Consider the following 24044-nt stretch of genomic DNA (forward strand, 5'->3'; position numbering starts at 1 on the left):
GATCGTCACCTCACCTTAGAGCGCGCGGTCCCTGGCCTGAAGCGCCGATTCACGGACCGGACCGCGGTGGACCGGGCCGTGCCCGGGGAGCAGCACGTCGCCGTCCAGTTCGGCGAGCACGTCCAGGGAGGCCACGGCTCGCGCGCGCTCGTGGTGGAACATGTCCGGCAGCAGCTGGGGCCCCTTGACCCGGGACGTGGGGTGACCGCTGACCAGGGCGTCGCCGGAGATCACCACCCCGCGCTCGGGCAGGTGGAAGGCGCAGTGCCCGTCGGTGTGGCCCGGCGTGGGCACGGGCACCGGGCGGCCGGGCAGGTCCAGGGCGCCCTCGGCCGGGAACGGCTGCGGGGAGGCGACCGGTACATGGGCCGTGCCGCCCACCCGGATCGCGTGCACCGCCCACGGCAGCACTCCGGGCCGCCAGCCGTTCTTCAGGACCGTCCCCACGGACACCTGGTGCAGGAACTCCCGCCGCGCGTGCGGCACTTCGGCCTCGTGCAGATAGACCGGCGTGCCGTAGCCGGAGCGCAGGTACTCGGCGGAGCCCAGGTGGTCGTTGTGGGCGTGCGTGACGAGGACGGCGGTGACCGCCTCCGGTGAACTGCCCACCTCGGTCAGGGAGGCGAGCAGCTGGTCCCGGTCGCCCGGGTAGCCGGTGTCGACGAGCGTGGCGGAGCTTCCCTCGGTCAGGATCACCCAGTTGGTGTTGCTGCCGTGCACCAGATAGGTGCCGTCCGCGACTTGCTGCACGCCCGCGCTCATGATCGCCCCACCCGATGAGTACCTGCCCGACGGCACACAGCAAAGCAGACGCCCGGACGATCCGGAGCGGGGGGTACCGGTCTTCCAGCGGTCAACTTCCCCTGGGCGCAGGCCTTCGGGGCTCCTGGTGGGACGAGGCTGCCTCCGGCACCGTCCGCCGGAGGCAGCCCCCGCGTGCTCCGTGGCGGCCGCCTCTCCGCCTCAGTGCACGCCGTGCGGGCGGAACTGGATGCTGATGCGCGGTCCCGTCGCGCGGCTGGTCTTCGGAATCGAGTGCTCCCAGGTGCGCTGGCAGGAGCCGCCCATGACGATCAGGTCGCCGTGGCCCAGCGGCCGCCGTACCGTCCGCCCACCGCCGCGCGCGGGACGCAGCAGCAGGTCGCGCGGCGCGCCCACGGAGAGGATCGCGACCATGGTGTCGTGGCGCCCGCCCCGCCCGCCCCGGTCGCCGTGCCAGGCGACGCTGTCCCTGCCGTCGCGGTAGTAGCACAGCCCGGCCGTCGTGAACGGCTCGCCGAGTTCGCCGGCGTAGTGCGCGGTGAGCGCCTCCCGCGCCTCCTCCAGCACGGGGTGGGGCAGGGCGTCGTCCCAGCCGTAGAAGGCCAGCAGCCGCGGTACGGCGACGACGTGGTCGTACATCGTGCGGCGCTCCGCTCGCCACGGCACCTCGTCCGCCAGCTGTTCGAACAAGGCGTCGGAGCCGCCCAGCCAGCCGGGCAGCACGTCGATCCAGGCGCCGAAGTCGAGCACGGTACGGCGGATCCCGTCGAGGGGGCCGAGGCGGAGCTCGTCGGTCTGGTCGAAGAGGGAGCCCTGGAGGTGCGCGGTCATACATCCAGCGTACCCCTGATTCGAAAATCTGTTCCATTGGAATGCGGTGGCGTGTTCGAGCTCCTTCGATGCTTCGCCCTTTCGATACACCGCTGTATCGGATACATTCGCGTATCGAACGGAGGGCCGACATGGCGGTGGAGGAGACGACCAGGCGCGTGACCAGGCGCCGGGTCCGCACGCGGGCCAATCTCCTCGACGCGGCCTTCGGCGTCTTCGCCGCCAAGGGCTTCGGGCGGGTGTCGATCGAGGAGGTCTGCGAGGCCGCCGGCTACAGCCGGGGCGCCTTCTACTCGAACTTCGACAGCCTCGACGAGCTCTTCTTCGCCCTGTACCAGCAGCGCGCCGACCTCATCGCGGAGCAGGTCTCCGGGGCCCTCGCCCTCGACGGGCCGGGCCTCGACGTGCCGGCCGCCGTCGACCGGGTCACCGAAGTACTGCTCCTGGACCGGGACTGGCTGCTGGTGAAGACCGACTTCCTGGTCCACGCGGCCCGCTCGCCCGAGGTCGCCCGGACCCTGCTCGAACACCGGGCGCGCCTGCGGCGGGCGATCGCCGACCGGCTGGCCCGCACGCAGGGGTACGCCGAACTGCCCGCCGTGCTGGTCGACGTGGAGGGCGCCGCCCACGCCGTGGTCGCCGCCTACGACGGGGTCACCGTCCAACTGCTGCTGGACCGGGACCTGGAGCGGGCCCGCGGCTGGCTCAGGCAACTGCTCACCGCGCTGCTCACCGACGGCAGCGACACCACCGTATGAGGGAAGGGACGGTCGCCATGGATGCCGACGTCATCGTCGTCGGAGCGGGGCTCGCGGGCCTGGTCGCCGCGCACGAACTCACCAGCCGCGGCAGGAGGGTCGCGCTGGTCGACCAGGAGAACGCCGCCAACCTCGGCGGTCAGGCCTTCTGGTCCTTCGGGGGGCTCTTCCTCGTCGACTCCCCGGAGCAGCGGCGCCTCGGCATCAAGGACTCCTTCGACCTGGCCTGGAGCGACTGGCAGGGCAGCGCCGGGTTCGACCGCGTCGACGACGAGGACTCCTGGGCGGTGCGCTGGGCGCGTGCCTACGTCGAGTTCGCGGCGGGGGAGAAGCGGTCCTGGCTGGAGGGGCACGGCATCAAGTTCCTGCCCACCGTGGGCTGGGCCGAGCGCGGCGACCTCACCGCCCACGGACACGGCAACTCCGTGCCCCGCTTCCACATCGCCTGGGGCACCGGCACCGGTGTCGTCGAGCCCTTCGTCGGGTACGCCAAGCAGGCCGCCCGGGACGGACTGCTGACCTTCTACCACCGCCACCAGGTCGACGAGCTGGTCGTCGAGGAGGGCGTCGCACGGGGCGTGCGCGGCACGGTGCTCGCCGAGGACCACTCGCCGCGCGGGGTCGCCTCCAGCCGTGAGCGCGTCGGCGACTTCGCACTCACCGCCCAGGCCGTCGTCGTCACCACCGGCGGCATCGGCGCCAACCACGACATCGTCCGCCGCTACTGGCCCGAACGGCTCGGCACCCCGCCCGCCGAGATGGTCACCGGCGTCCCGGCCTACGTCGACGGCCGGATGCTCGACATCAGCGCGGACGCCGGTGTCCGGCTGGTCAACCGCGACCGCATGTGGCACTACACCGAGGGCATCCAGAACTGGGACCCCATCTGGCCCGGCCACGGCATCCGCATCCTGCCCGGCCCGTCCTCGATGTGGTTCGACGCCCTGGGCCGCCGGCTGCCCGAGCCGTGTCTGCCCGGCTACGACACCCTCGGCACCCTCAGGCATCTGCGCACCACCGAGGACATCGCGGAGCACGGCCACTCCTGGTTCATCCTCACCCAGAAGATCATCGAGAAGGAGTTCGCGCTCTCGGGCTCCGAGCAGAACCCCGACATCACCGCCAAGGACCGCGCGGGCTTCCTCAAGGAGCGCGTCCTCGGCAAGGGGGCGCCGGGGCCGGTCGACGCGTTCCTGCGCAAGGGCGCGGACTTCGTGACCGCGCCGAACCTCGAGCAGCTCGTCGAGAAGATGAACGGCCTGACGGACAAGGCGCTCCTGGACGCCGCCTCGATCCGCCGCCAGATCGAGGCCCGCGACCTCCAGATCGCCAACTCCTACAGCAAGGACGCCCAGGTGCAGGGCATCCGCAACGCCCGCCGCTACATCGGCGACCGCCTCGGCCGGGTCGCCACCCCGCACCGCATCCTCGACCCCGCCGCGGGCCCCCTGATCGGCGTCAAGCTGCACATCCTGACCCGCAAGACCCTCGGCGGCATCCAGACCGACCTCGACTCCCGCGCCCTGGGCACCGACGGCAAGCCCCTGGAGGGCCTGTACGCGGCAGGCGAGGTCGCCGGCTTCGGCGGCGGCGGAGTCCACGGCTACAACGCCCTGGAGGGCACCTTCCTCGGCGGCTGCCTCTTCTCCGGCCGAGCGGCAGGCCGGGCGGCGGCGAAGCAGGTCGGCTAGCGCCGAGGCAGCGAGCCTGGGCGCGGCGGTCGAGCGCGGGCGGGCCTCCGGAGTGTCGTGCCCGGGTGCCAGGGGCAAGCGTGAGCGGGCCTCGGGAGTGTCGTGCCCGGGTGCCAGGGGCGAGCGCGAGCGGGCCTTGGAGACAACGCGCCCCGGTGGCGCCGCCGCGCATGGTCGGCGGTCGGTGAGCCGGTTCCGGAACCGCCGACCGGCCGCTGCCCGGGGCCGGTCGCGAGCGCGCCACGGAGACAACGCGCCCCGGGTGCCGGCGCTGCCCGCGGCCGGCGGCTGGGGCCGCCGACCCCGGAAACCGGTGCACCGCGCGCAGCCGAGAAGGAGAGCCGGGACCCGTGCGGTGCAGGTCCGTGGGACGGCCTCGCCGCAGGTCCCGGCTAGGACTCCAACAGCCCTGCCAGCACCGTGGCGTGGCTCTGCTCCGGTGTCTTCGACGCGGTCAGCAGGGTGACATCGCCCTCGCGGGCCAACTCCCGGACCCGGTCGAGGAGCTCGACCGCCTCGGGAGCGGTCAGCTCCGCCTCGTACCGCTCGGCGAACTCCTCGTAGGAGCCCTCGCCCGTGTGGTACCAGCGGCGCAGCTCGGTCGACGGGGTGAGCGCCTTCGGCCACTCGTCCACGCGGGCCGCGTCCTTCGACAGCCCACGCGGCCACAGGCGGTCGACCAGGACGCGTACACCGTCCGCGGGCTCTGGCGGGTCGTAGACGCGGCGGACGCGGACGCTCACGGGAGGCCTCTCGACGAAGGGGCGGGTGTGCCGGGAGAGTACTGCGCCGACGGGTGCGACTTGACCTGATCATGGGTGAGTCGCGCAGGTGACGGCCTTTAGTGTGAGGCGACCACCCGCCCCCCATCCGTAGGAGCGCACGTGCCGAAGGCCGCCAGACGCACCTTCGTCCTCGTCACCACCCCCGTCGCCCTCGTGGCCCTGCTGGGCGCCGCGGCACCCCCGTCGACGGGATCCAAGGGAGTGGGCGACCCCTACTTCCCGCTCGCCGGCAACGGCGGATACCACGTCGAGCACTACGACCTGACACTCGGTTACGACCCCGGAAGCCGCCATCTCGACGGCAAGGCGGTCCTCACCGCCCGCGCCACCCAGCGCCTGACCCGCTTCGACCTCGACTTCAAGGGACTGACCGTCACCGGCCTGACGGTCGATCACACCAAGGCCCGCTTCCGCCGCGACGGACAGGAACTCGTCGTCACCCCCGAGCACGCCCTGCGCAAGGGGGAGCGCTTCACCGTCACGGTGACCTACAAGGGCAAGCCCGCCCCCGTCACCGACCCGGACGGCTCGCTCGACGGCTGGATCCCCACCGACGACGGCGCCTTCGTCGCCGGTGAGCCGCAGGGCGCGATGACCTGGTTCCCGGCGAACAACCACCCCAAGGACAAGTCGTCGTACGACTTCACCCTCACCGTCCCTCAGGGACGCACCGCGGTCGCCAACGGCGTCCTGCGCTCCCAGCGGACCGCGCACGGGAAGACCACGTTCCGCTGGCGGCAGAGCGAGCCCATGGCGGCCTATCTGGCCACCGCGACCGTCGGGAAGTTCAAGGTGGAGCAGTTCACCACCCGCACCGGCATCCGCGTCTACAACGCCGTCGACGCGCGCGAGGCCGCCGCCGCGGCCCCCGTCCTCAAGAAGCTGCCCTCCGTCCTGGAATGGGAGAGCAAGCTCTTCGGGCGCTACCCGTTCCGTGCCGCCGGCTCGATCGTGGACCACGCCCCGAACGTCGGCTACGCGCTGGAGACCCAGTCCCGTCCCGTCTACGACAGCGCGCCCGACCTGAGCACCCTCGTCCACGAGAACGCCCACCAGTGGTTCGGCGACTCCGTCTCGCTGACCTCCTGGAAGGACATCTGGCTCAACGAGGGCTTCGCGACCTACGCGGAATGGCTCTACGCCGAGCAGCACGGCGGCGACAGCGCGCAGAAGGCCTTCGACGACCTGTACGCGAAGCCCGCGAGCGACGAGCTGTGGGAGTTCCCGCCCGGCGATCCCGGCAGCGGTGCCAACATCTTCGGCACGCCCGTCTACGCCCGCGGCGCCATGACCCTGCACGTGCTGCGCACGACCGTCGGCGACCGGGCGTTCTTCGGGATCCTGCGTGCCTGGGCGGGCGGACACCGTGACGGCCACGGGACCACCGCGCAGTTCGAGCGACTGGCGGAGCGGGTCTCGGGGAAGAAGCTGGACGGACTGTTCCACACCTGGCTCTACTCGCCGGGCAAGCCGAACCGGCCCTAGAACCTGACGAGTTCCTCACAACTGTCGGTCAGAGTCATTCCATGATCACACGCAGAACCCACATGGCCCTGCTCGCCGCGTCCCTGCTCCTGACGGGATGCGGCGGCGGTGCCGTGGCCAGTACCCAGGGCGCACCCGCGCCCGCACGCGAGACTCCGGAGCCGGAGACCACTCCCTCTCCGGAGATCTCGATCGAGGTCGCTCCGCAGCAGATACCCGGCCTCGGCCCGAAGACCTGGGCGAAGGTACCGGCCGACGCCCGCCAGGCCGTCGTGGTCACCGGCCGCGGCCGCGACTCCTCGGACTCGACCGTCGTCCTGTACCAGCGCACCGAGGCCGGCTGGCGGGCCGGCGAGAGCTGGCCGGCGCACAACGCCCTCAAGGGCTGGACCGACCACCACCTGGCGGGCGACCTGCGCTCGCCGATCGGCGTCCACACCCTCACGGACGCCGGAGGGCTGCTGAAGAACCCCGGCACGAAACTGCCGTACGACCGCTCCACCGGCTTCACCGCATACGGCACGGGCTTCGAGGGCGAGCCGCTGGCCGGGTCCTTCGACTACGTCATCGCCATCGACTACAACCGGCGGCCCGGCACCTCGCCCCTGGACTGGACCCGCCCGATGGGCGCGGGCCGCGGCGGCGGCATCTGGCTCCACGTCGACCACGGCGGGCCCACCCACGGCTGTGTGAGCATCGCCGAGGAGCACATGAAGGAGCTGCTCCTCGCCCTGGACCCGGACCTGCACCCCGTGGTCGTCATGGGCGACCGCACCTCCCTGGCCCGCTGAGCGCCTAGGATCCGCCGAGTGTGCGCACATGTGCTGGTCGCCGAGGACGACGAGATGCAGGCCGAGCTCATACGGCGGTCCCTGCTCGCGGAGGGCCACACCGCCACCGTGGTCCACGACGGGCGGGCCGCCCTGGACGCGGCCCGGCGGATCGCCCCCGACCTCGTCGTCCTGGACCTGATGCTGCCGGTGATCGACGGCTTCGGGGTGTGCCGGGTGCTGCGCCGGGACGCCGACGTCCCGGTCGTGATGCTCACCGCCCGGTCCGACGAGGACGACGTTCTTATGGGCCTGGAACTGGGCGCCGACGACTACATCACCAAGCCGTACAGCCCGCGTGAGCTGATGGCCCGTATCCGCACCGTCCTCAGACGCAGCGGCCGGGGCGCCGACGCCGAGCGCCGCGAGGACCCGGTGGTCCGCTCCGGAGACCTCGCCGTCGATCCGGTGCGGCACGAAGTGCGCTGCGACGAGGCGCCGGTGGAGTGCACGCCGGCCGAGTTCGAGATCCTGCTCGCCATGGTCGCCGAGCCCGAACGGGTCTTTACGCGGCGGCAGTTGCTGGAGGTGACCCGGGGCACCGACCGGGCCTCCACCGAACGGGCCGTGGACGTGCACATCATGAACCTGCGCCGCAAGATCGAGGCCGATCCGCGCCGCCCGGCCCGGCTCCTGACCGTGTTCGGCGTCGGCTACAAACTGAGCGGCGGCCGCGGGTGACCCCCCGGCCGTCGAGCGCCCGGATACCGCTGCACAAGCGGCTGCTGGTCCGGCTGCTGATCACGTCCGGGCTCATCGCGGTGTGCTCGGTGGCCGCGACGGCCTGGCTGGCCGTGGCCACCACCACCCAGGCCCTGCGCGAGGAACAGGGGCAGGCACTCGCCGACGACATGGAGGTCCTCGCCGAGCTCAGCGGGTACGCGGCGACCCATCCCGACTGGACGGGCGTGGCCGCCACCGTGCGGAGGCTGTCCGACAAGACCGGCCGGCGCATCGCCCTGACCGCCTCGGACCGCCGGGTCATCGCCGACTCCGCGCCGACGCGCACCCCGCTGCCCCCGAGCGCGGCCGCCGCGATCGATCCCCTGCACACCGACACCTACAGCGAGCGCGGCGCCCAGATCACCGGTATCGACCCCCGCGCGGTGGGTCCGTACCGGCTCACGCAGGGGGAACGCGTCACGGTCGACGCGCTGGCCCGCAAACGACAGCTCTGTTTCTCCCAGTTCGGTGTCAAGACCGACCTGAGCCGCACACCGAGCGGGCGGATGGTCCTCACCGACCCGGACAGCGGTACCGCACCCGACTACGTCCCGGACGCCTGCGCCGACGGCCGGCTCAACACCCCCACCCTGACGGAGCAGAAAGCGATCAAGACGGCTCGGGAGCTGGCCCGGGACTGTCTGATCAAGAAGGGGCTGAGCATCGAGTACGCAGGGCTGTTGGGGAGCGGACCGGGTGCGGTGGACGTGCGCTCGCCCCTGAGCGGCAAGCTCGGCGACAAGGAGGCGCGCCTGGCGCAGCCCTGTTTCGACGACGCCCTGCGCACCCAGCTCGACCCCTATGTGGCACCCCCGGCCGAACTCTTCCTCGGCACCGGGGACACCCCCGCCGTGCTCTTCGACATGTCCCCGGGCAACAAGGCCAAGGTCGTCGGCACCGCCGCACTGGTCTTCGCCGTCACGGTCGCCGCGACCGCCCTGGTCGCCGGCCGGCTCGTGCGGCCGCTGCGCGCGCTCACCGCGGCGGCCCAGCAACCGCCCGAACTCCATGTCCGGGTGCCCGTCACCACCCGGGACGAGACCGGCATCCTCGCCGCCGCCTTCAACGACCTGACCGAACGCCGGGAGCGACTGGAGGCCCAGCGCAAGGCGATGGTCAGCGACATCGCCCACGAACTGCGCAGCCCGCTCACCAACATCCGCGGCTGGCTGGAGGTCACCCGGGACGGTGTCGTCGATCCCGACCCCGCCCTGCTCGCCTCCCTGCACGAGGAGTCCCTCGTCCTCCAGCGGGTCATCGACGACCTCCAGGACCTCGCGGCCGCCGACGCCGGCACCCTGCGGCTGCACCGCGAGCCCGTGCGCTGCGACGAGCTGCTCCAGCAGGTGGCGGCGGCCTACCGGGTCGCGGCCCCGGCACGGTTGTCCACCCGGTCGCAGGACGGGCTGTGGCTGGACGCCGACCCCGTCCGCATGCGGCAGGCGCTCGGCAACCTGGTCTCCAACGCGCTGCGGCACACCCCGCCCGACGGCACGGTCACCCTCTCCGCGCGCCGGGACGGCGACGACGTCGTCCTGGAGGTCGCCGACACCGGCACCGGCATCGCGCCCGAGGACCTGCCGCACGTCTTCGACCGGTTCTGGCGCGCGGAGAAGTCCCGCAGCCGCCGTACCGGAGGCTCGGGGCTCGGCCTGCCCATCGTCCGCCACCTCGTGGCCGCCCACGGCGGGACGGTCGACGCGGCCAGCGAACCCGGGACGGGCAGCGTCTTCACCCTGCGGCTGCCCGGGGCGCCGACCCCGTAGTGGGGCGGCAGGTTCCCTCCGTGGCCGGCGGGTACCCCGTAAGCCCGCGGCGGGAGAGGGAGGTCATGAGATGGGTGTGTGGGACGGGCTGCCGGTGGTGCGGACGCTGGCCGAGCTCGCGGACCTGACCGAGCGGCACGAGCGGCTGTACGTCCGCTGGTCGCGCGGCCCCGAGGTCGACCTGGCCCGCTCGTCCAGCACCGACGACCTCACCGGTGTGGCCCTGCCAGGCCTCTCGGCCAATCCTCTCGACATGGAGGAGTGGTGGCAGGGCCGGCCGGTACGGCTGTGGGTGGCCCGGCGGCTGTACGACTACTCCCATCTGCCGCACGACAAGGGCCCCGGGGTACGTCCCTGGGTGCTCCAGGGGCGTGAGCGGGGCCGGGGGCCGGACAACGAGCCGCTCGTCGCGGAGGTGCGGCCGATGTGCTGGATCGACCCCCGGGTCATCGAGGAGGCGCGGGACGCGGTGGACGGCCAGGAGACCACCTGGGGCCCACTGCGCCGGACGGGCCACTGAACGGGCCCGGTGCACCGGCCGCATGCGCCGGTGCCCGGGCCCGCCGACGGATCGCTCCGTCAGCCGGACCTTCTCCGCGCGGCACTCGCGCGCCGCGCCATCGCGCGGCGTTCGGTCTCGCTGGTGCCGCCCCAGACGCCGATGCCCTGTCCCGTGTCCAGGGCCCACTCGAGACACTGCTCCTGGACGGGGCAGCGCCGGCACACGGCCTTGGCCTGCTCCGTCTGCGTGGCAGCGGGACCCGTGGTGCCGATCGGGAAGAAGAGGTCGGGGTCCTCATGGCGGCACGCGGCATGGGTTCGCCAGTTGTCCATCAATGTCACCTGCGATCGAAGTCGTACGTGCCCTCGTGCATGCCTTACTCGCTTTCGGGTCACCTGTCGATGCGCCGTGAAACAACCGGGTCCCGTGGGACATCCCGGTCACTGCTCGCGCAGGCCCCACGGGGAGCCGTACGCGGTCAGCAACTCCAGGAAGGGCGCGGCCGGGAAGGCCTCCGGGCCCAGGACGCCGGTACCGGACCAGGCGCCCGCGGCGAGGAGTTCGAGGGCGACGACCGGGTTCACGGCCGTCTGCCACACCACGGCCTGACAGCCGTACTCCGCCATGGACCACTGGTTGTCGACCACGTGGTAGAGGTACACCTCGCGCGCCGAACCGTCCTTGACGCCCTTCACCCACGTCCCCGCGCAGGTCTTGCCGTGCATCCGCTCGCCCAGCGTCGCCGGGTCGGGCAGGCACGCGGCCACGACGTCCCGGGGCGAGACCGCGACCGGACCGGCGGCGCTCGGCACGGTCACCGGCTCGGTGCGGTCCAGCCCCAGCAGGTGCAGCGTCTTGAGCGTCTCGACGAACTCGCGGCCCAGGCCGTACTTGAAGGTCACCCGGCGCGCGCCGACCCAGCGCGGGACGAGCAGCACCTCCTCGTGCTCGACGTTGACGCACTCGACCGGGCCGATGCCCTCGGGGAAGTCGAAGACCTCGGGCTCGCTGAAGGGTTCCGTGGTGAACCAGCCGCGGTCGGCCTCGTAGACCACCGGCGGGTTCAGGCACTCCTCGATGGTGGTCCAGATGCTGAAGGAGGGCGCGAAGTCGTAGCCGTCGACGGTGAGGTTCGCGCCGTCGCGGACGCCGATCTCCTCGATCTCGTCGAACAGCTCGTCGGCCGCGTACCGGGCGAAGACGTCGGACAGGCCCGGCTCCACCCCCATGCCGACGAGGGCCAGGGCGCCCGCCTTCTCCCACTCCTCGGCCTGCGCGAACTGCTCGTCACCGAGCCTGACCCCGCACTCCTCGTAGGGGCGCGAGGGGTGCGGTCGGGACAGGGACATCGCCATGTCGACATAGGTGGCCCCGGCGGCGCGGGCCGCCCGGAACAGGGGCATGACGAACCGGGGGTCGGTGGCGTTGAGCAGGACGTCACAGGCGTGCCGCTCCAGCAGGGCGGTCACGGCCGACTCGTCGCTCGCGTCCACGCGCTCGGCGGTGAACCGGCCGGCCCGGTCGCCGAGCGCGGCCACGGCGGCCTCGGCGCGTGCCGGGTCGTAGTCGGCGACGACCATGGCGTCGAAGAAGGGCCGGCGGGCGGCGATCCGGGTGATGGCGGTGCCGACGCCTCCGGCGCCCACGAGCAGGACACGCATGACAAACACTCCCTTTACGGGTCGAAGGTCGCAGATGTGTGGGGCCCTGGCGCAGATACAACGCCTTGCGCTCGTTTAAGGTCAATGGCGTTGGCATAAGGAGGGAGGGTCGCATGCCCAAGCCCGTCGTCCCCGAGGAGAAACGCCGTCGGCGCCGGCCCACCAGGAGTGGCACCGTGCTGTCGGAGGAGCTGATCGTCGAGACGGCCCTGCGCATGCTCCGCGAACACGGCAGCGGCGGCCTCACCGCCCGCCGCCTGGGCCTCGCCCTGGACGCCGATCCGAGCACGCTCTACCGCTACTTCCGCGGCATGGACGACCTGACGCTGGCCATCGGGGACGCGCTGATCGGGCAGGCGCTGCAGGGCTGGGAGCCGGCGGGGGAGTGGCGGCGGGATCTGCGTGACGTGGGCCTGCGCATCCATGCCGCGTACCTCGCCCACCCCCAGGCCGCCGTACTGACGACCAGCAGGGTCACCGGCCGGGCCAACGAACTCGCCGCGGACGAGGCGGTCCTCGGCATCCTGCGCACCGCGGGCTTCCCGCTCCCCGACACGGTCCGGATCTACCACGCCTTCATCGACCAGACACTGGCCTTCGCGGCCCTGGACGCGGCGTCCCTGGCGCTGCCGAGCGCCGCGCTGGACGAGGACGAGGCCAGGTGGCGGTCGACCTATGCGCGGCTGCCCGCCGACAGGTATCCGAGGATCGCCGAGGCGGCACCCCTCCTGGCGCAGCGCATGATCACCAGCGCCTATCCCACCGCCCTGGAGATGTTCCTGGACAGTGTGGAGAGACGGTTGGACAGCGCCCCGTAAGGGTCGCGGCGAACCGCGCGACCGGCCACAACGGGCCCCAGTCGCCCGACGGCAGGTCATCGGAGCGACTCCGAAGCCGCGGCGGCCACCGCCGAGGCCACCGTGGCCAGCGCGGGCGAGTCCAGCTTCCACTGCTGCCAGTACAGCGGCACGTCCACCGGCCGGTCCGGCGCCAGCCCGACCAGCCGCCCGTCCCGCAGCAGCGCGTCCGCCTGCACCTCCGGCACCATCCCCCACCCCAGCCCCAGCGCGACCGCCTCCACGAACCCCTCCGACGTGGGCACCGCATGCCGCACCCGGCTCGCCCCACCGCACCCGAGGCCGCGCAGAAACCCGTCCTGGATGTCGTCACTGCGGTCGAACGTCACCACCGGCGCCTGCGCGAGCACGTCCCGCAGCGTTCCCCCGAGATGCCGCGAGGCGAACTCCGGACTCGCCGCTGCGAGGTAGCGCATCCGCCCCAACTGCCGTACGGAACACCCCGCCACGGCCTCCGCCGAGGACGTCACCGCCGCCATCACCACCCCCTCCCGCAGCAGCTCCGCCGTCCGCTTCTCGTCCTCGCGGCGCAGCTCGAAACAGAGCCGCTCCCGCTCGGGGACCCGCGTCAGCGCCGACAGGAACCAGGTCGCCAGCGAGTCCGCGTTCACCGCGACCGAGACCCGGGTGATCTCCCCCTCGCCCGGCATCCCCAGCTCGGCGAGCGCGTCCCGCTCAAGGCGGGCCAGCTGCCGCCCGAACCGCACCACGACCTCACCCGACTCGGTCACCCGCACCGGCTTGGTGCGCACCAGCAGCACCCGCCCGGTGCGCTGCTCCAACGCCTTGACCCGCTGGCTCACCGCCGACGGCGTCACATGCAGCGCCGCCGCAGCGGCGTCGAACGTGCCCTCGTCGACCACCGCGAGCAGAGTCCGGACCTGATCCAGGGGAAGTTCGGTCATCATCACGACAACTAATGATACGTAAGAATCTTTAGCTGTACCTGCGGTGATCGTCTCCGTACCGTCGAAGCCATGTCAGCCTCACTGTCCGCCGCCGCCGCAGGGTTCGGCACCGGCCTCTCGCTCATCGTCGCCATCGGCGCCCAGAACGCCTTCGTCCTGCGCCAGGGGATCCGCCGTGACGCGGTCCTGGCCGTCGTCGGCATCTGCGCCCTCTCCGACGCCGTGCTCATCGCCCTCGGCGTCGGCGGAGTCGGTGCCGTGGTGGTCGCCTGGCCGGGCGCGCTGACCCTGGTCGGCTGGATCGGCGGCGGCTTCCTGCTCTGCTACGGCGCCCTCGCCGCCCGCAGGGTCCTGCGGCCGGCCGGGTCCGGGCTGCGGACGGAGGGCGAGGCGACGGGCTCCCGCCGGCGCGCGGTGCTCACCTGCCTGGCGATGACCTGGCTCAACCCGCACGTCTACCTCGACACCGTGTTCCTGCTCGGCTCGGTCGCCGCCGACCGCGGCCCGCTGCGCTGGACCTTCGGGCTGGGCGCGATGCTCGCGAGCCTGTGCTGGTTCGCCGCGCTCGGCTTCGGGGCCCGGCTGCTCAGCCGCTTCCTGGCCAGGCCGGCCGCCTGGCGGGTCCTCGACGGACTGGTCGCCGCGACGATGGTCGCCCTCGGCGCCACGCTGGTGGCCGGAGCGTGAAGTCCGCGCGTCTGCGTCCCACAAGCTGAGACATCCCGTCCCGAACTCCTGGACGGTGCTGCCATAGTGAACCCTGGCCCCGATAGATGTAACGAGCAACCAGGAAGCGCGTGGACACCGGCGAGAGCAGCACCGAACCCCAGACCCCGCCCGCGGACGAGGCGCCGGCGCCCCGGCGCGGCTGGCGCCGCTGGGCCATGGACACCCGACCGCTGGGCATCCCGGCCTACCGCCGCCTGTGGAGCTCGACGATCGTCACGGCCGTCGGCAGCCAGCTCACCGCCGTCGCGGTGCCCAAGCAGATCTACGACATCACCGGCTCCTCGGCCTGGGTCGGCGCCGCGAGCATGGCCGGGCTGCTGCCGCTGATCGTGTTCGCGCTGTGGGGCGGCGCCGTGGCGGACACCATGGACCGCCGCAAGCTGCTCCTGATCACCAACAGCGGTATCGCCGTCACCTCGGTCCTGTTCTGGCTCCAGGCCGTCACCGGACTCGACTCGGTGGCCGCCCTGATGGTCCTGCTCGCGCTCCAGCAGGCCTTCTGGGGCCTCAACTCCCCTGCCCGCAACGCCTCCATCGCCCGTCTGGTGCCCGCGGACCAGCTGCCCGCGGCCAACGCCCTCGGCTCCACCGTCATGCAGACCGGCCAGGTCATGGGACCGCTGCTCGCGGGGGTGCTGATCCCGGTGATCGGTCTGCCGGAGCTGTACCTCCTCGACGCCCTGGCCCTGTGCGTGACGGTGTGGGCGGTGTACCGACTGCCCTCCCTGCCACCGCTCGCGACCGCGGTGGCGCGCCGGGCCGGCGTGCGCGAGATCGCCGAGGGCTTCCGGTACATCTCCGCGCACAAGGTGCTGCTGCTGTCCTTCCTCGCCGACATCATCGCCATGGTCTTCGGCATGCCCCGGGCGCTGTTCCCGCAGCTCGCCTCCGAGACCTACGCCCCCTACGGGGAGGGGCTCGCGCTCGGCCTGCTGTTCGCCGCGATCCCGATCGGCGCGGTGGTGGGCGGGCTGTTCTCCGGCACGTTCTCCCGGGCCCGGCGGCACGGCTGGATGGTCATCGGGGCGGTCGTCGCCTGGGGTGCGGCCATCACCGGGTTCGGGCTGAGCGGCAGTCTGTGGCTCGCCGTGGTGTTCCTGGCCGCGGCCGGCGTCGCCGACATGGTCTCGATGGTCTTCCGCGGGGCGATCCTGCTCTCCGCCGCCACCGACGAGATGCGCGGGCGGATGCAGGGCGTCTTCACCGTCGTCGTCGCGGGCGGCCCCCGCCTCGCCGACGTCCTGCACGGCACCGCGGGTTCGGCCTTCGGCGCGCGCACCGCGGTCGTCGGCGGTGGCCTGCTGGTCGTCGTCGTCATGCTGGGCCTCGCCTTCGCGATGCCGGCGCTGCGCCGCTACCGGATCTGAGGCCTACAGCGCACTCCTGCGGTGCGAGCCGTACTGCTCCATGAGCTTGCCGCGCGTCGTCTCCAGCCGGTGGGCGAGGATCTCCGCCACCGTGCGCACCAGGATCATCCCGAGCTGCCGGTCCTCCTCGCACAGCCGCAGCACCGCCGCCGCGTCGAACTCGTAGGCCCGCACCGGGCTGAAGGCCTCCGCGCCGAAGTCCCACTGGTACGGCGGGAACAGCCAGGACCAGCCGAGCAGGTCGCCCGAGCCGAGCCCGGCCACGGTGACCCGGTGGTGGGCGGTCACGTCCTGGGTCAGCGAGACCGCCCCGGAGCGGATGACCCAGAAGCGGTCGGCCGTCCCGCCCGCCTCGAAGATGCGGTGGTCCTCGGGGAAGGAGACCTCCTTGGCGAGCGTCATCAGGCTCTGGCGCTGCGGCTGCGGCAGGGCGGTCAGCAGTTTCGTCGCTTTGGTCATGACGCGGGGCTCCTCGCCGGCGAGGGATTCCGGTGTTGTGCCTATGCCCATTTCAGCCGCTGCCACCGTCCGGGGCACCTCGGCGGAGGGGAGGATCTGCCCACGGCATGGAAAAGCCCTGGCTGGACGGGGGAGGCCAGCCAGGGCAGTCAGAGGTGGTGCGGAGGAGGGTGTCGACCCCGTCACCACGTATGGATGAACCGTAAACCATCCATGGCGATTTCGCGCAATCGAATCCGGGTCGGGTGACCGGTTTCACTCGGAGTCGGCGTTTACCACCCTGATCGTCTCCAACTCGGCGTCGGCGGGATCGGGAAGGTTCATGCCCGCGGCCAGCCCGGTCCGCAGATACTCCAGCACCGGTTCGGTCAGCCGCTCACCGGGCAGCACGGCCGGGATCCCCGGCGGATAGGGCGTGATCATCTCCGCCGCGATCCGTCCCGCGGCCTCGCCGACCGGAACGTTCTCGGCCGGCCCGAAGAACGCGTCCCGGGGCAGCCGCACCTGCTCCATCCGCAGCTCGGACGGCTCCGGAACCGCCACCCGCGGGGCCGGACCCAGCTCCGGCGCGGCCCGGGCGAGATCCCTCAGCGCGTCGAGCAGCTGCCCGGTGGTCTCCTCGTCGTCGCCATGGGTGATCTGCATGCCGATGCGCCGGTGGTCGGTGAGATGGGCGTCGATGCTCCGGTGCTCGCGCAACCAGTCCGCCGCCTGGTACCCGGTGATGCCGAGCCCCGTGATGTCGATGACGCAGGGCAGCGGATCGAAGTCGTCGGCGAGGCCGGGCCCGCAGAAGTCGTCCCGGTCGTGGACGTGCATCCCCTCGATGTCCTCGATCGCCGGCCGGACCCGGGCCGCGAGATCCAGCGCCCCGCCCATCAACTCCTTGCCGTGCAGCGCCATCTGCCGGCGCCAGCCGTCGATACCGGCGTACAGCAGCACCGAGGGACTGGTGGAACCCAGCAGATCGGCGCGCATCTTCAGCAGGTCCGGCGGGACAAGAGAGCCCTGGAGGTGGAACACGGACCCCTGCTCCAGACCGCTGCCCATCTTGTGGATGCTGGTCACGCAGATGTCGGCGCCCGCGTCCATGGCCCAGGACGGCAGATCGGGGTGGAAGGGCAGATGCGCGCCCCAGGCCTCGTCCACGATCAGCGGCACCGAGCGGCGGTGGCACACCTCGGCGATGTCCTCCAGCGCCGCGCAGCCGCCGTACGGCGTCGGACTGACGACCAGGGCGCCCTTCGCGTCCGGGTGGGCCTCGAAGGCCCGCTCGAAGTCGGCGGCGGACGGCGGGTGCGCGAGATGGCGCTCGGCGTCCCATCGCGGGTCCACCCACACCGGCTCGATCCCGGACAGGATCAGCCCCGACACCACCGACTTGTGGGCGTCCCGGCCGATCAGCAGCTTCTCGTGCGGGCCCGCGACGGCCAGCATGGCCGCCTTCACGGAGAGGGAACTCCCGCAGGTGGTGAAGAAAGTGTGCTCCGCGCGCACCGCGTCGGCCAGCAACTCCTCGGCCCGCTCCAGCACCCGCCCCCGGGTCAGCCGGTCGTCCAGACCGCCCGAGGCCAGCACATCACCGAGGAAGACCGCGTCACCCAGCACCTCCCGCACCTCGGGGTCGGCCCCACGGGCCTGTTTGTGGCCCGGCGGAGCGAACGACAGCCGGCCCCGGCGGTGGTAGTCCGCCAGGGCTTCCAGAACCGGTGCTCGCGTGTGGTCGACAGTCATGTGGCCCCGGGTGCCCGGACCCTACCCGCGTCAATCAGCCGGTCCCGCACCACCCGCCGGCCCGCGGCTGCCCGGCCTCAGCACCTCGTCCAGCACACGGGTCACGGCCTCGTAGGCCAGCGTGCGTACGGTCGCCTCCCGGGCGGCGTCCGGGTCGGCGGCCCCCAGCTCCTCGCTCCGGGCCCGCCAGGACCGCTCCTCCTCGGCCGCACAGGCCCGGGCCCGCTGGATACGGCGCAGCAGTTCGTCTGAGTCCACGACATCCGTCATGCAGTCCGCGTACCCCCGTCGAGCCGACGAATGACCGGGAGATCCGCCCGGAACAGGGAGGTTTGACCGGACGGGCAGAGGTGAGCCGATTAGGGAGGCCCACGGAGAGCGCGCAGCGTACACCGCGGTTCACCGTGTCCGCGGGCCGGGCCGGGCCGGGCCCGACTCCTGCTTCACCGACCAGACAGCCAGTCGATCCACCGATCAGGAGCCACGTCATGTGCGAGGAGCACAGGACCGACGCCACCCCCGAAACCTCCGTGGCGTACCGTCACGCACCGACACGTACCTACCGGCCCGCCGAGGCGCGCCGGGCCGTCGAGCGGGCCGTGTCCGAGCGGTGCCGCGCCACCCACACCCCCTGCGACGCGCAGGCCCTCTCGGACGCCCTGCTCGTCACCTCGGAACTCACCACCAACGCCATCCTGCACGGCGGCGGCATCACCGACTTCGACGTCACCGTCGAGGGGCGCGGCGTGCGCGTCTCGGTGAGCGACCGCAGCACCGCGCTGCCGGTCGCCAAGGAGCCCGTCGACCGGCAGGGCAGGTGGCGGCCCGGCGGCCACGGCTGGCCCATCGTCTGCCGCCTGGCCCACGACGTCCGCGTCACCGATCTGCCCGCGGGCGGCAAGTGCATCACCGCGATGGTGCCCCTGAGCTGATCCGGCACCGCCGGGACCACTTCGGAAACGGAGTTGGTCCAGCGGTGTTTGGGCCCCATGCAGCAGGGCAGACGCAGTTTCGTGCTTCGGACCGGAGGCGCGCCAGCGGGAGCCGTACGGCTGCTGCGGGCCCCTCTTCGGCGGTCCCGGCGGCGTACCTCCCGCGGTCAGTCCCTGAACCCGTTCTTCAGGAGCGAATCCGCATGCTCACCGACACGTCGACCAGCCGTCCCACCACCCAGGACCGTCCCACCACCTCCGGCAGGCGGCGCCATGACGACGCCCCCGACACCATGGCCCTCTTCGCCCGGCTGGCCGGGCTGGAGGAGGGGCCCGAACGAGACGCCCTGCGCGACGAACTCGTCACCGCCTGGCTGCCCATGGCCCACCGCATCGCGGGCCGGTTCCGCGACCGCGGGGAGTCCCTGGAGGACCTGCGCCAGGTCGCGGCCCTCGGGCTCGTGAAGGCCATCGACCGGTTCGAACCGGAACGCGGTGCCTTCGAGAGCTATGCCGTGCCCACCATCACCGGCGAGGTCAAGCGCCACTTCCGCGACCGGATGTGGGCCCTGAGGGTGCCCCGCCGGGTGCAGGAACTGCGCAACAAGGTGCGGGTGGCCCGACGCGAACTCACCCAGAACCCCGGTTCCCCCGAACCGTCGCCCGCCGACCTCGCCGCCCACACCGGCCTGACCGAGGAAGAGGTCACCACCGGCCTCGAAGCCCTCGAAAGCTTCAGCACCCTGTCCCTGGACGCCGAACTGTCGGCCGGCGACGACGGCTACAGCCTCGCGGACACCCTGGGCGGCCCCGACACGTCGTACGACGTCGTGATCGACCGCGAGTCCGCCAAGGAGGGCCTGCGCAGGCTGCCCGAGCGTGAACGCGCCATTCTCTACATGCGTTTCTTCGAGGACATGACGCAGAGCCGCATCGCCGACCAGCTCGGCATCTCGCAGATGCACGTCTCCCGGCTCATCAGCCGCAGCTGCGCGCGCGTGCGCGACGAGGCGATGGCGGACCGGGCGAGGCGGCATGCCGCCGACGGGCCGGCCGAGGCCTGAGACGACAAGGGGGAGCCAGATGCTGATACCCGACCCCGCGTTCCTGCGGCGGCTCGTCGAGGACTACGAGGCACTGCGGGCCGCGGAGGCCCGTACGGTCTCCGAGCCGAGCCCACGGGCGCGGGACCTCGCCTACACCCTCTGTGTGTCGACCGGCACCCGGGACGTGCGGCTGGCCCTGGAGACCGCCCACCGTCTCCTCGGGGCCGTCCCCGAACGCGCCCGAATGGCCGACTGACCGCAAGCCGCGCGACCGCCCGCCCAGGGCGTCCGGACACCCAGGAGTGGACATGAACACGAGCTCCATGGCACAGACCGGCCGTATCGAGGCCAGGCGGGCGGCCCGCGGCTCCCTGGTGGAATGGGCCGCCCGGGTGGGCTTCACCGCCCGCGGGGTGATCTACCTGCTGGTCGGGGTCCTGGCGCTCCAGATCGCCTTCGGCGACGGCGAGCGCCAGGCCGACCGGGGCGGCGCCCTGGAGACCATTGCCGACAAACCCTTCGGTTCGGTGGTCCTGTGGGCCCTGGGCATCGGGCTGGTCGGCATGGCCCTGTGGCGGCTGTCCGAGGCGCTCTTCGGCGCGGCCGGACCCGACGGCCGCAAGGCCGGCAAACGGCTGCTGTCGGCGGGGCGCTTCCTCTTCTACGCGTTCGTCGCCTACTCCGTGCCGTCCTTCGCCGTCGGCTCCGGCTCCGGCGGCAGCGGATCGAGCGACAAGCAGTCCAAGGACATCACCGCCCGGGCCCTGGAGTGGCCGGCTGGCCAGTGGCTCGTGGGCGCCGCGGGCGTCGGCGTGGCGGTGGCCGGTGTGTGGATCGCCGGACGGGCCCTGCTGCGGTCCTACCACGACAAGCTCAAGCTCTACGAGATGAGCCCGCGCGTCCGCAAGCTGGTCGACGTGACGGGTGTGGGCGGCGGAGTGGCCCGGGGCGTGGTGTTCGCCGCGGCGGGCGCGTTCGCCGTCCGCGCGGCGGTCGACTACGAGCCGAAGAAGGCGAAGGGCCTCGACGACACGCTCCGTTCGTTCGCCGACACCCCGCTCGGGCCCTGGCTGCTGGTCCTGGTCGCGGCCGGACTCGTGCTGTTCGGGGTGTTCTCCTTCGCGATGGCCCGCTGGCGGCGGGTCTGAGCGGCTGCTCGTGGGGAACCCGAGGCGTATGAACGAACCCGAGCTTCCGCCCGACGGTAGGCCCGTGGACGTCTACCTGGACCTTCTGCGCATCCGCATGGCCTCGGAGGACTACGAGCTCCTGCTCAGCGTGGTCCGCCCGGTCCTGCGGGCGATCGACGAACATCAGCTGCCCGCCCTGGACTTCGCCCTGGAGGACAGTCAACAGGACGGGCTGCCCCAGGAGATCCGCGACGAGGCCGCACTGGTCATCGCCACCGCCGTCACCGGGCGCATGGACAACAAGGTGATCGAACTCCACGTCGACGAGAAGACCGACCCGATCCGGGTGGTGACCGACGCGGACACCGCCGACGATCCGGTGCGCCTCGGCGAGATCGCCGACTACATCCGCGAACGCCGGCGGCTCGACGACGAGTTGCGGGGCATCGCCGAGGTGAGCGGTCTGCCCACGGAGCTGTAACGCGGTCTGCCCGCGCAGTCGTGAACGCCGGGCGCCCTCCACCGGCTGCGCCGAACGCCGGGGCGCCCGCTACCTCTTCGGCGCCGAAACCGGCACGTGCAGCGGCCGGGCCAGACCCACCAGGGTCTCGTCCAGCCGCTGCACGTGCCGCAGCACCCGGTCGGTGACCCGGCCGAACCGCGGCGTGCCGGGGACCTCGCTCTCCAGCAGCGACGCGATGCTCGGCCCGGTCTCGACCGCGGCGGTGGAGCGCTCGTCGGCCACATGCGCGGCGATCGCCGCGATGTTGTCCCCGATGCGCCGGCCCGCCCGCCGCAGCCGGGGATCCGCCGCGATCGAGGGGTGGGTGGGCAGCAGTTCGGCCGTCGCCGCCAGCGAGCGCGCGTGGTACGCGCACGTCTCCAGCAGCGCCACCACATAGCGAGCGGTGTCCCGCCGGGCCCGCAGCGGTGTGATCGGATGCGTGAGCGGCTGGGTGGCCGCCCGCAGATCGGCCAGTGCCTGGTCCAGGCCGCGCGCCTGGTCGAGCAGTTCGACCGGGGTGCCGCCGCTGAGCTGGTCCACGGCGGCCTCGGTGACCTCGTCGAGCCGCTCCAGGACGGTGACGAGCAGGTCGTTGGTACGGCGGTCCGTGCGCACCGGCAGGACGAACGCCGCCGCGATCACCCCGCAGGCCGCCCCGAGCGCGGTCTCCTCCACCCGCAGCACCAGCACCGAGAGGCTGTAGGTGTGCAGCAGGGTGTAGAGCAGGCCCAGGGCGGCGGTGACGAAGAACGACATCAGCGTGTAGGAGAGCGGCGCGGTGTAGAACATCGCGAACACCAGCACCAGGACCAGGGCGAACGCGGTCCAGGTGTGCTGCCCGACCGCCCCGGCCAGCACGATCCCGGCCAGCACGCCGAGGACCGTGCCCAGCAGCCGGCGGTAGCCCTTCACCAGGATCTCGCCCGTGGACGCGGTGTTGAGGAAGACGATCCAGCAGGTCAGCACCGCCCAGTACCAGCGGTGGCTGGAGAGGAACTCCCCGCCGACGATGGCGAGCGAGGATCCGACGGCCACCTGCACCGCGGCCCGGGTCGTGGGCCGCTTCAGCCCGGTGAGCTCCTCCTGCGCCTCGCCGTCCGCCTCGTCGGCGTCCAGGACGGCGTCCTCGGCGTCCAGTTCCTCACGCGAGCGTGCCGTCGCGGGGGAGTCGTCCGACTCGTCCTGCGGACCGTCCAGGGCGATCCTCAGCCCCAGCACCGCCCGGGCCGTCTCGCCGATGCCCCGGAAGACGTCCTGCACGGCCGGTGGCGCGGGCGGCAGCCGGTCCTCCTCGCGGTAGCCGAGGAGCCGATTGCGCACCTGGGACAGGGCGGTACCCGACCGGGTGGCCCCCGGCCGCAGCACCAGCAGCCGCAGCGCCTCCAGGTCACGGCGCACCTGCGCCATCGCCTCGTCCCGGCCCGGCATCCGGTCCGCCCGCGGGGCCGGCGCGCCCGGCAGATGCAGGGTCAGGGTGTCCGCCCGCTCGGAACTGCGGGCCGTCAGCACCAACAGGCCGAGCCGCTCGGCGGCGATCTCGGCGTCCGCGATCCGCCGCTGCACCAGCCGTGCCGTGGCCTCGTCGGCGGTCCCCTCCTCCAGCCGCCCCTGGATCATCAGCGCCGTCTCGTGCAGCCGCGCCGTCCCCTCACGTACGGCCTCCAGCGCCTGGTCCATCTCCTCGGGCCCGGCGTCCAGCAGCCCGAGCTGCGCGGACACCAGCTGGGCCAGCCGGGCCCGGAAGGCCTGCCGCAGCCGCTCCAGCAGGCCCGCCGGGGTCTCCGGCACCAGCAGGAACCGCGCCGCCGCACTGCACAGGAAGGCGACGCCGAGGACGCCGTACAGCTCGGGCAGACCGGAGACGGTGGCGCCGATGAACAGGGACACGAAGTAGATCTGGAAGCCGATCAGCCCGAGTGCGGTGCCCCGCTCGCCGAACCGGCGGCCGTAGACGGCACAGAAGATCAGCACCACGAAGAAGAGGTCACCGGCCACCACCCGGGAACCGAGCAACGCCCCGAGCGTCAGGGAGACCAGCGCCACCGGCAGGCCCAGGGCTAGGGTCACCGCCTGCGGGACGCGCTGCTTCTCCCGGACGGCGAAGGTGGCGACCATGGCGGCGATGGCACCGGCCACCAGATGTGGGACGCTCACCCCGAGCAGTCCGAGCACGGCCAGCGTGAGCGCGATCGCCGTGACCGTGCGCAGACCGGCGGCCAGTCGCAGCAGCCCCGGGTCCGACGCGGCGATCCGGTCCCGCAGCCTCGCTGTGTTCACTCCGCCGTACTCGCTCCCGTGTCACGTCATGATCCGTTTCCAGCATGGCACGGCGGAGTGGATCACTTCCCCTTGGCCTCCGCGAGGGTGTGGGCCACCAGCGCGTTGGCGTGTCCGTGACCCAGTCCGTGCTCGGTCTTGAGCCAGCCGACCAGCTCCATGTGCCGGGTCAGCGGCGAGGAGCGGATCAGTTCCTGCCACTCGGCGATCGGGCGGCCGTACTTCTTCTCGATGGAGGGGAAGTAGCTCGCGGGGCCCTTCACGGTCTCTGCCATGGCGGTGTCCTTTCGGCCGGCGTTGTGCTGT

The 24044-nt window shown here is 72.3% G+C and carries 26 protein-coding genes; 15 read left to right on the forward strand and 11 right to left on the reverse strand.

Translation table 11 applies throughout. The features are described 5' to 3' along the window. Window positions 1–15 precede the first annotated feature (15 nt). Both ACFULQ_RS01340 and ACFULQ_RS01345 read right to left on the reverse strand, forming a co-directional pair. Window positions 16–762: an MBL fold metallo-hydrolase gene (locus ACFULQ_RS01340; protein WP_383536437.1), complete on the reverse strand. Its 747-nt coding sequence runs from the start codon at window positions 760–762 to the stop codon at window positions 16–18. Between the two features lie 201 nt (window positions 763–963). Next, entirely contained in the window at window positions 964–1593 is a 630-nt protein-coding gene (locus ACFULQ_RS01345) for an alpha-ketoglutarate-dependent dioxygenase AlkB (RefSeq protein ID WP_383536439.1), read from the reverse strand. A 131-nt stretch (window positions 1594–1724) separates the two neighbouring features. Here ACFULQ_RS01345 and ACFULQ_RS01350 point away from each other — a divergent pair, with 131 nt between their 5' ends. Together ACFULQ_RS01350 and ACFULQ_RS01355 are read left to right on the forward strand one after the other, a co-directional pair. Next, window positions 1725–2351: a TetR/AcrR family transcriptional regulator gene (locus tag ACFULQ_RS01350; RefSeq protein WP_383536441.1), complete on the forward strand. Its 627-nt coding sequence runs from the start codon at window positions 1725–1727 to the stop codon at window positions 2349–2351. A 17-nt stretch (window positions 2352–2368) separates the two neighbouring features. Further along, window positions 2369–4042, forward strand: a complete 1674-nt coding sequence (locus tag ACFULQ_RS01355) for an FAD-binding dehydrogenase (RefSeq protein ID WP_383536443.1) — start codon at window positions 2369–2371, stop codon at window positions 4040–4042. A 392-nt stretch (window positions 4043–4434) separates the two neighbouring features. Here ACFULQ_RS01355 and ACFULQ_RS01360 read toward each other — a convergent pair whose 3' ends face one another. After that, window positions 4435–4785, reverse strand: coding sequence for a DUF488 domain-containing protein (locus tag ACFULQ_RS01360; protein WP_383536445.1), 351 nt, complete (start codon window positions 4783–4785; stop codon window positions 4435–4437). A gap of 141 nt (window positions 4786–4926) precedes the next feature. Between ACFULQ_RS01360 and ACFULQ_RS01365 the strand changes: the two genes are divergently transcribed. From ACFULQ_RS01365 to ACFULQ_RS01385, 5 genes are all read left to right on the forward strand, one after another. Beyond that, complete coding sequence (locus ACFULQ_RS01365; RefSeq protein WP_383536447.1) at window positions 4927–6312, forward strand: M1 family metallopeptidase; 1386 nt, start codon at window positions 4927–4929, stop codon at window positions 6310–6312. 41 nt (window positions 6313–6353) lie between these two features. Beyond that, a complete protein-coding gene (locus ACFULQ_RS01370) occupies window positions 6354–7103 on the forward strand; it encodes a L,D-transpeptidase family protein (RefSeq protein ID WP_383536449.1) in 750 nt (249 codons plus the stop codon). An 18-nt stretch (window positions 7104–7121) separates the two neighbouring features. Then, the gene (locus ACFULQ_RS01375; protein ID WP_383536451.1) at window positions 7122–7823 is read left to right on the forward strand and encodes a response regulator; all 702 of its coding nucleotides are present in this window, start codon (window positions 7122–7124) and stop codon (window positions 7821–7823) included. Continuing rightward, window positions 7820–9631, forward strand: a complete 1812-nt coding sequence (locus tag ACFULQ_RS01380) for a sensor histidine kinase (RefSeq protein ID WP_383536453.1) — start codon at window positions 7820–7822, stop codon at window positions 9629–9631. The genes ACFULQ_RS01375 and ACFULQ_RS01380 overlap by 4 nt, the downstream gene beginning before the upstream one ends. 70 nt (window positions 9632–9701) lie before the next feature. Beyond that, window positions 9702–10151 (forward strand): DUF6098 family protein, encoded by a 450-nt coding sequence (locus ACFULQ_RS01385; RefSeq protein ID WP_383536455.1) that lies wholly within the window; start codon window positions 9702–9704, stop codon window positions 10149–10151. A 59-nt stretch (window positions 10152–10210) separates the two neighbouring features. On the opposite strand, the gene ACFULQ_RS01390 is transcribed toward ACFULQ_RS01385, so the two are convergent. Then, window positions 10211–10465 carry a WhiB family transcriptional regulator gene (locus ACFULQ_RS01390; RefSeq protein WP_383536457.1) on the reverse strand — a complete coding sequence of 85 codons (255 nt, stop codon included), beginning with the start codon at window positions 10463–10465 and terminating at the stop codon, window positions 10211–10213. Window positions 10466–10573: 108 nt separating this feature from the next. After that, on the reverse strand, window positions 10574–11794 hold the full coding sequence (locus ACFULQ_RS01395; protein WP_383536459.1) for a saccharopine dehydrogenase family protein: 1221 nt from the start codon (window positions 11792–11794) through the stop codon (window positions 10574–10576). Between the two features lie 113 nt (window positions 11795–11907). Between ACFULQ_RS01395 and ACFULQ_RS01400 the strand changes: the two genes are divergently transcribed. Then, window positions 11908–12612 (forward strand): TetR/AcrR family transcriptional regulator, encoded by a 705-nt coding sequence (locus ACFULQ_RS01400; RefSeq protein WP_383536461.1) that lies wholly within the window; start codon window positions 11908–11910, stop codon window positions 12610–12612. A 56-nt stretch (window positions 12613–12668) separates the two neighbouring features. Here the strand turns inward: ACFULQ_RS01400 and ACFULQ_RS01405 are convergent, their stop codons facing one another. Next, the gene (locus ACFULQ_RS01405; RefSeq protein WP_383536815.1) at window positions 12669–13559 is read right to left on the reverse strand and encodes a LysR family transcriptional regulator ArgP; all 891 of its coding nucleotides are present in this window, start codon (window positions 13557–13559) and stop codon (window positions 12669–12671) included. A 69-nt stretch (window positions 13560–13628) separates the two neighbouring features. Here ACFULQ_RS01405 and ACFULQ_RS01410 point away from each other — a divergent pair, with 69 nt between their 5' ends. After that, complete coding sequence (locus ACFULQ_RS01410) at window positions 13629–14246, forward strand: LysE/ArgO family amino acid transporter (protein WP_383536463.1); 618 nt, start codon at window positions 13629–13631, stop codon at window positions 14244–14246. A gap of 110 nt (window positions 14247–14356) precedes the next feature. Continuing rightward, window positions 14357–15655: an MFS transporter gene (locus tag ACFULQ_RS01415; RefSeq protein WP_383536465.1), complete on the forward strand. Its 1299-nt coding sequence runs from the start codon at window positions 14357–14359 to the stop codon at window positions 15653–15655. Window positions 15656–15658: 3 nt separating this feature from the next. On the opposite strand, the gene ACFULQ_RS01420 is transcribed toward ACFULQ_RS01415, so the two are convergent. From ACFULQ_RS01420 to ACFULQ_RS01430, 3 genes are all read right to left on the reverse strand, one after another. Further along, window positions 15659–16114 carry a cyclic nucleotide-binding domain-containing protein gene (locus ACFULQ_RS01420; protein WP_383536467.1) on the reverse strand — a complete coding sequence of 152 codons (456 nt, stop codon included), beginning with the start codon at window positions 16112–16114 and terminating at the stop codon, window positions 15659–15661. 255 nt (window positions 16115–16369) lie between these two features. Continuing rightward, a complete protein-coding gene (locus ACFULQ_RS01425) occupies window positions 16370–17848 on the reverse strand; it encodes an aminotransferase class I/II-fold pyridoxal phosphate-dependent enzyme (RefSeq protein ID WP_383536469.1) in 1479 nt (492 codons plus the stop codon). A gap of 30 nt (window positions 17849–17878) precedes the next feature. Further along, on the reverse strand, window positions 17879–18118 hold the full coding sequence (locus ACFULQ_RS01430) for a hypothetical protein (RefSeq protein ID WP_383536471.1): 240 nt from the start codon (window positions 18116–18118) through the stop codon (window positions 17879–17881). Window positions 18119–18336: 218 nt separating this feature from the next. Between ACFULQ_RS01430 and ACFULQ_RS01435 the strand changes: the two genes are divergently transcribed. From ACFULQ_RS01435 to ACFULQ_RS01455, 5 genes are all read left to right on the forward strand, one after another. Beyond that, on the forward strand, window positions 18337–18780 hold the full coding sequence (locus ACFULQ_RS01435; RefSeq protein ID WP_383536473.1) for an ATP-binding protein: 444 nt from the start codon (window positions 18337–18339) through the stop codon (window positions 18778–18780). A gap of 203 nt (window positions 18781–18983) precedes the next feature. Continuing rightward, window positions 18984–19844 (forward strand): SigB/SigF/SigG family RNA polymerase sigma factor, encoded by an 861-nt coding sequence (locus ACFULQ_RS01440; RefSeq protein WP_383536476.1) that lies wholly within the window; start codon window positions 18984–18986, stop codon window positions 19842–19844. Between the two features lie 19 nt (window positions 19845–19863). Next, window positions 19864–20082, forward strand: a complete 219-nt coding sequence (locus ACFULQ_RS01445; RefSeq protein WP_383536479.1) for a DUF5133 domain-containing protein — start codon at window positions 19864–19866, stop codon at window positions 20080–20082. A gap of 52 nt (window positions 20083–20134) precedes the next feature. Next, window positions 20135–20974, forward strand: coding sequence for a DUF1206 domain-containing protein (locus tag ACFULQ_RS01450; protein WP_383536482.1), 840 nt, complete (start codon window positions 20135–20137; stop codon window positions 20972–20974). Window positions 20975–21002: 28 nt separating this feature from the next. Continuing rightward, window positions 21003–21437, forward strand: a complete 435-nt coding sequence (locus tag ACFULQ_RS01455; RefSeq protein WP_383536485.1) for a hypothetical protein — start codon at window positions 21003–21005, stop codon at window positions 21435–21437. A 69-nt stretch (window positions 21438–21506) separates the two neighbouring features. On the opposite strand, the gene ACFULQ_RS01460 is transcribed toward ACFULQ_RS01455, so the two are convergent. Next, window positions 21507–23738, reverse strand: coding sequence for an FUSC family protein (locus ACFULQ_RS01460; protein WP_383536488.1), 2232 nt, complete (start codon window positions 23736–23738; stop codon window positions 21507–21509). Window positions 23739–23800: 62 nt separating this feature from the next. Next, window positions 23801–24013, reverse strand: coding sequence for a DUF4287 domain-containing protein (locus tag ACFULQ_RS01465; protein WP_383536491.1), 213 nt, complete (start codon window positions 24011–24013; stop codon window positions 23801–23803). Window positions 24014–24044: the final 31 nt, after the last annotated feature.

The organism is Streptomyces sp. NPDC057253 (assembly GCF_042669125.1).
GTDB lineage: Bacteria > Actinomycetota > Actinomycetes > Streptomycetales > Streptomycetaceae > Streptomyces.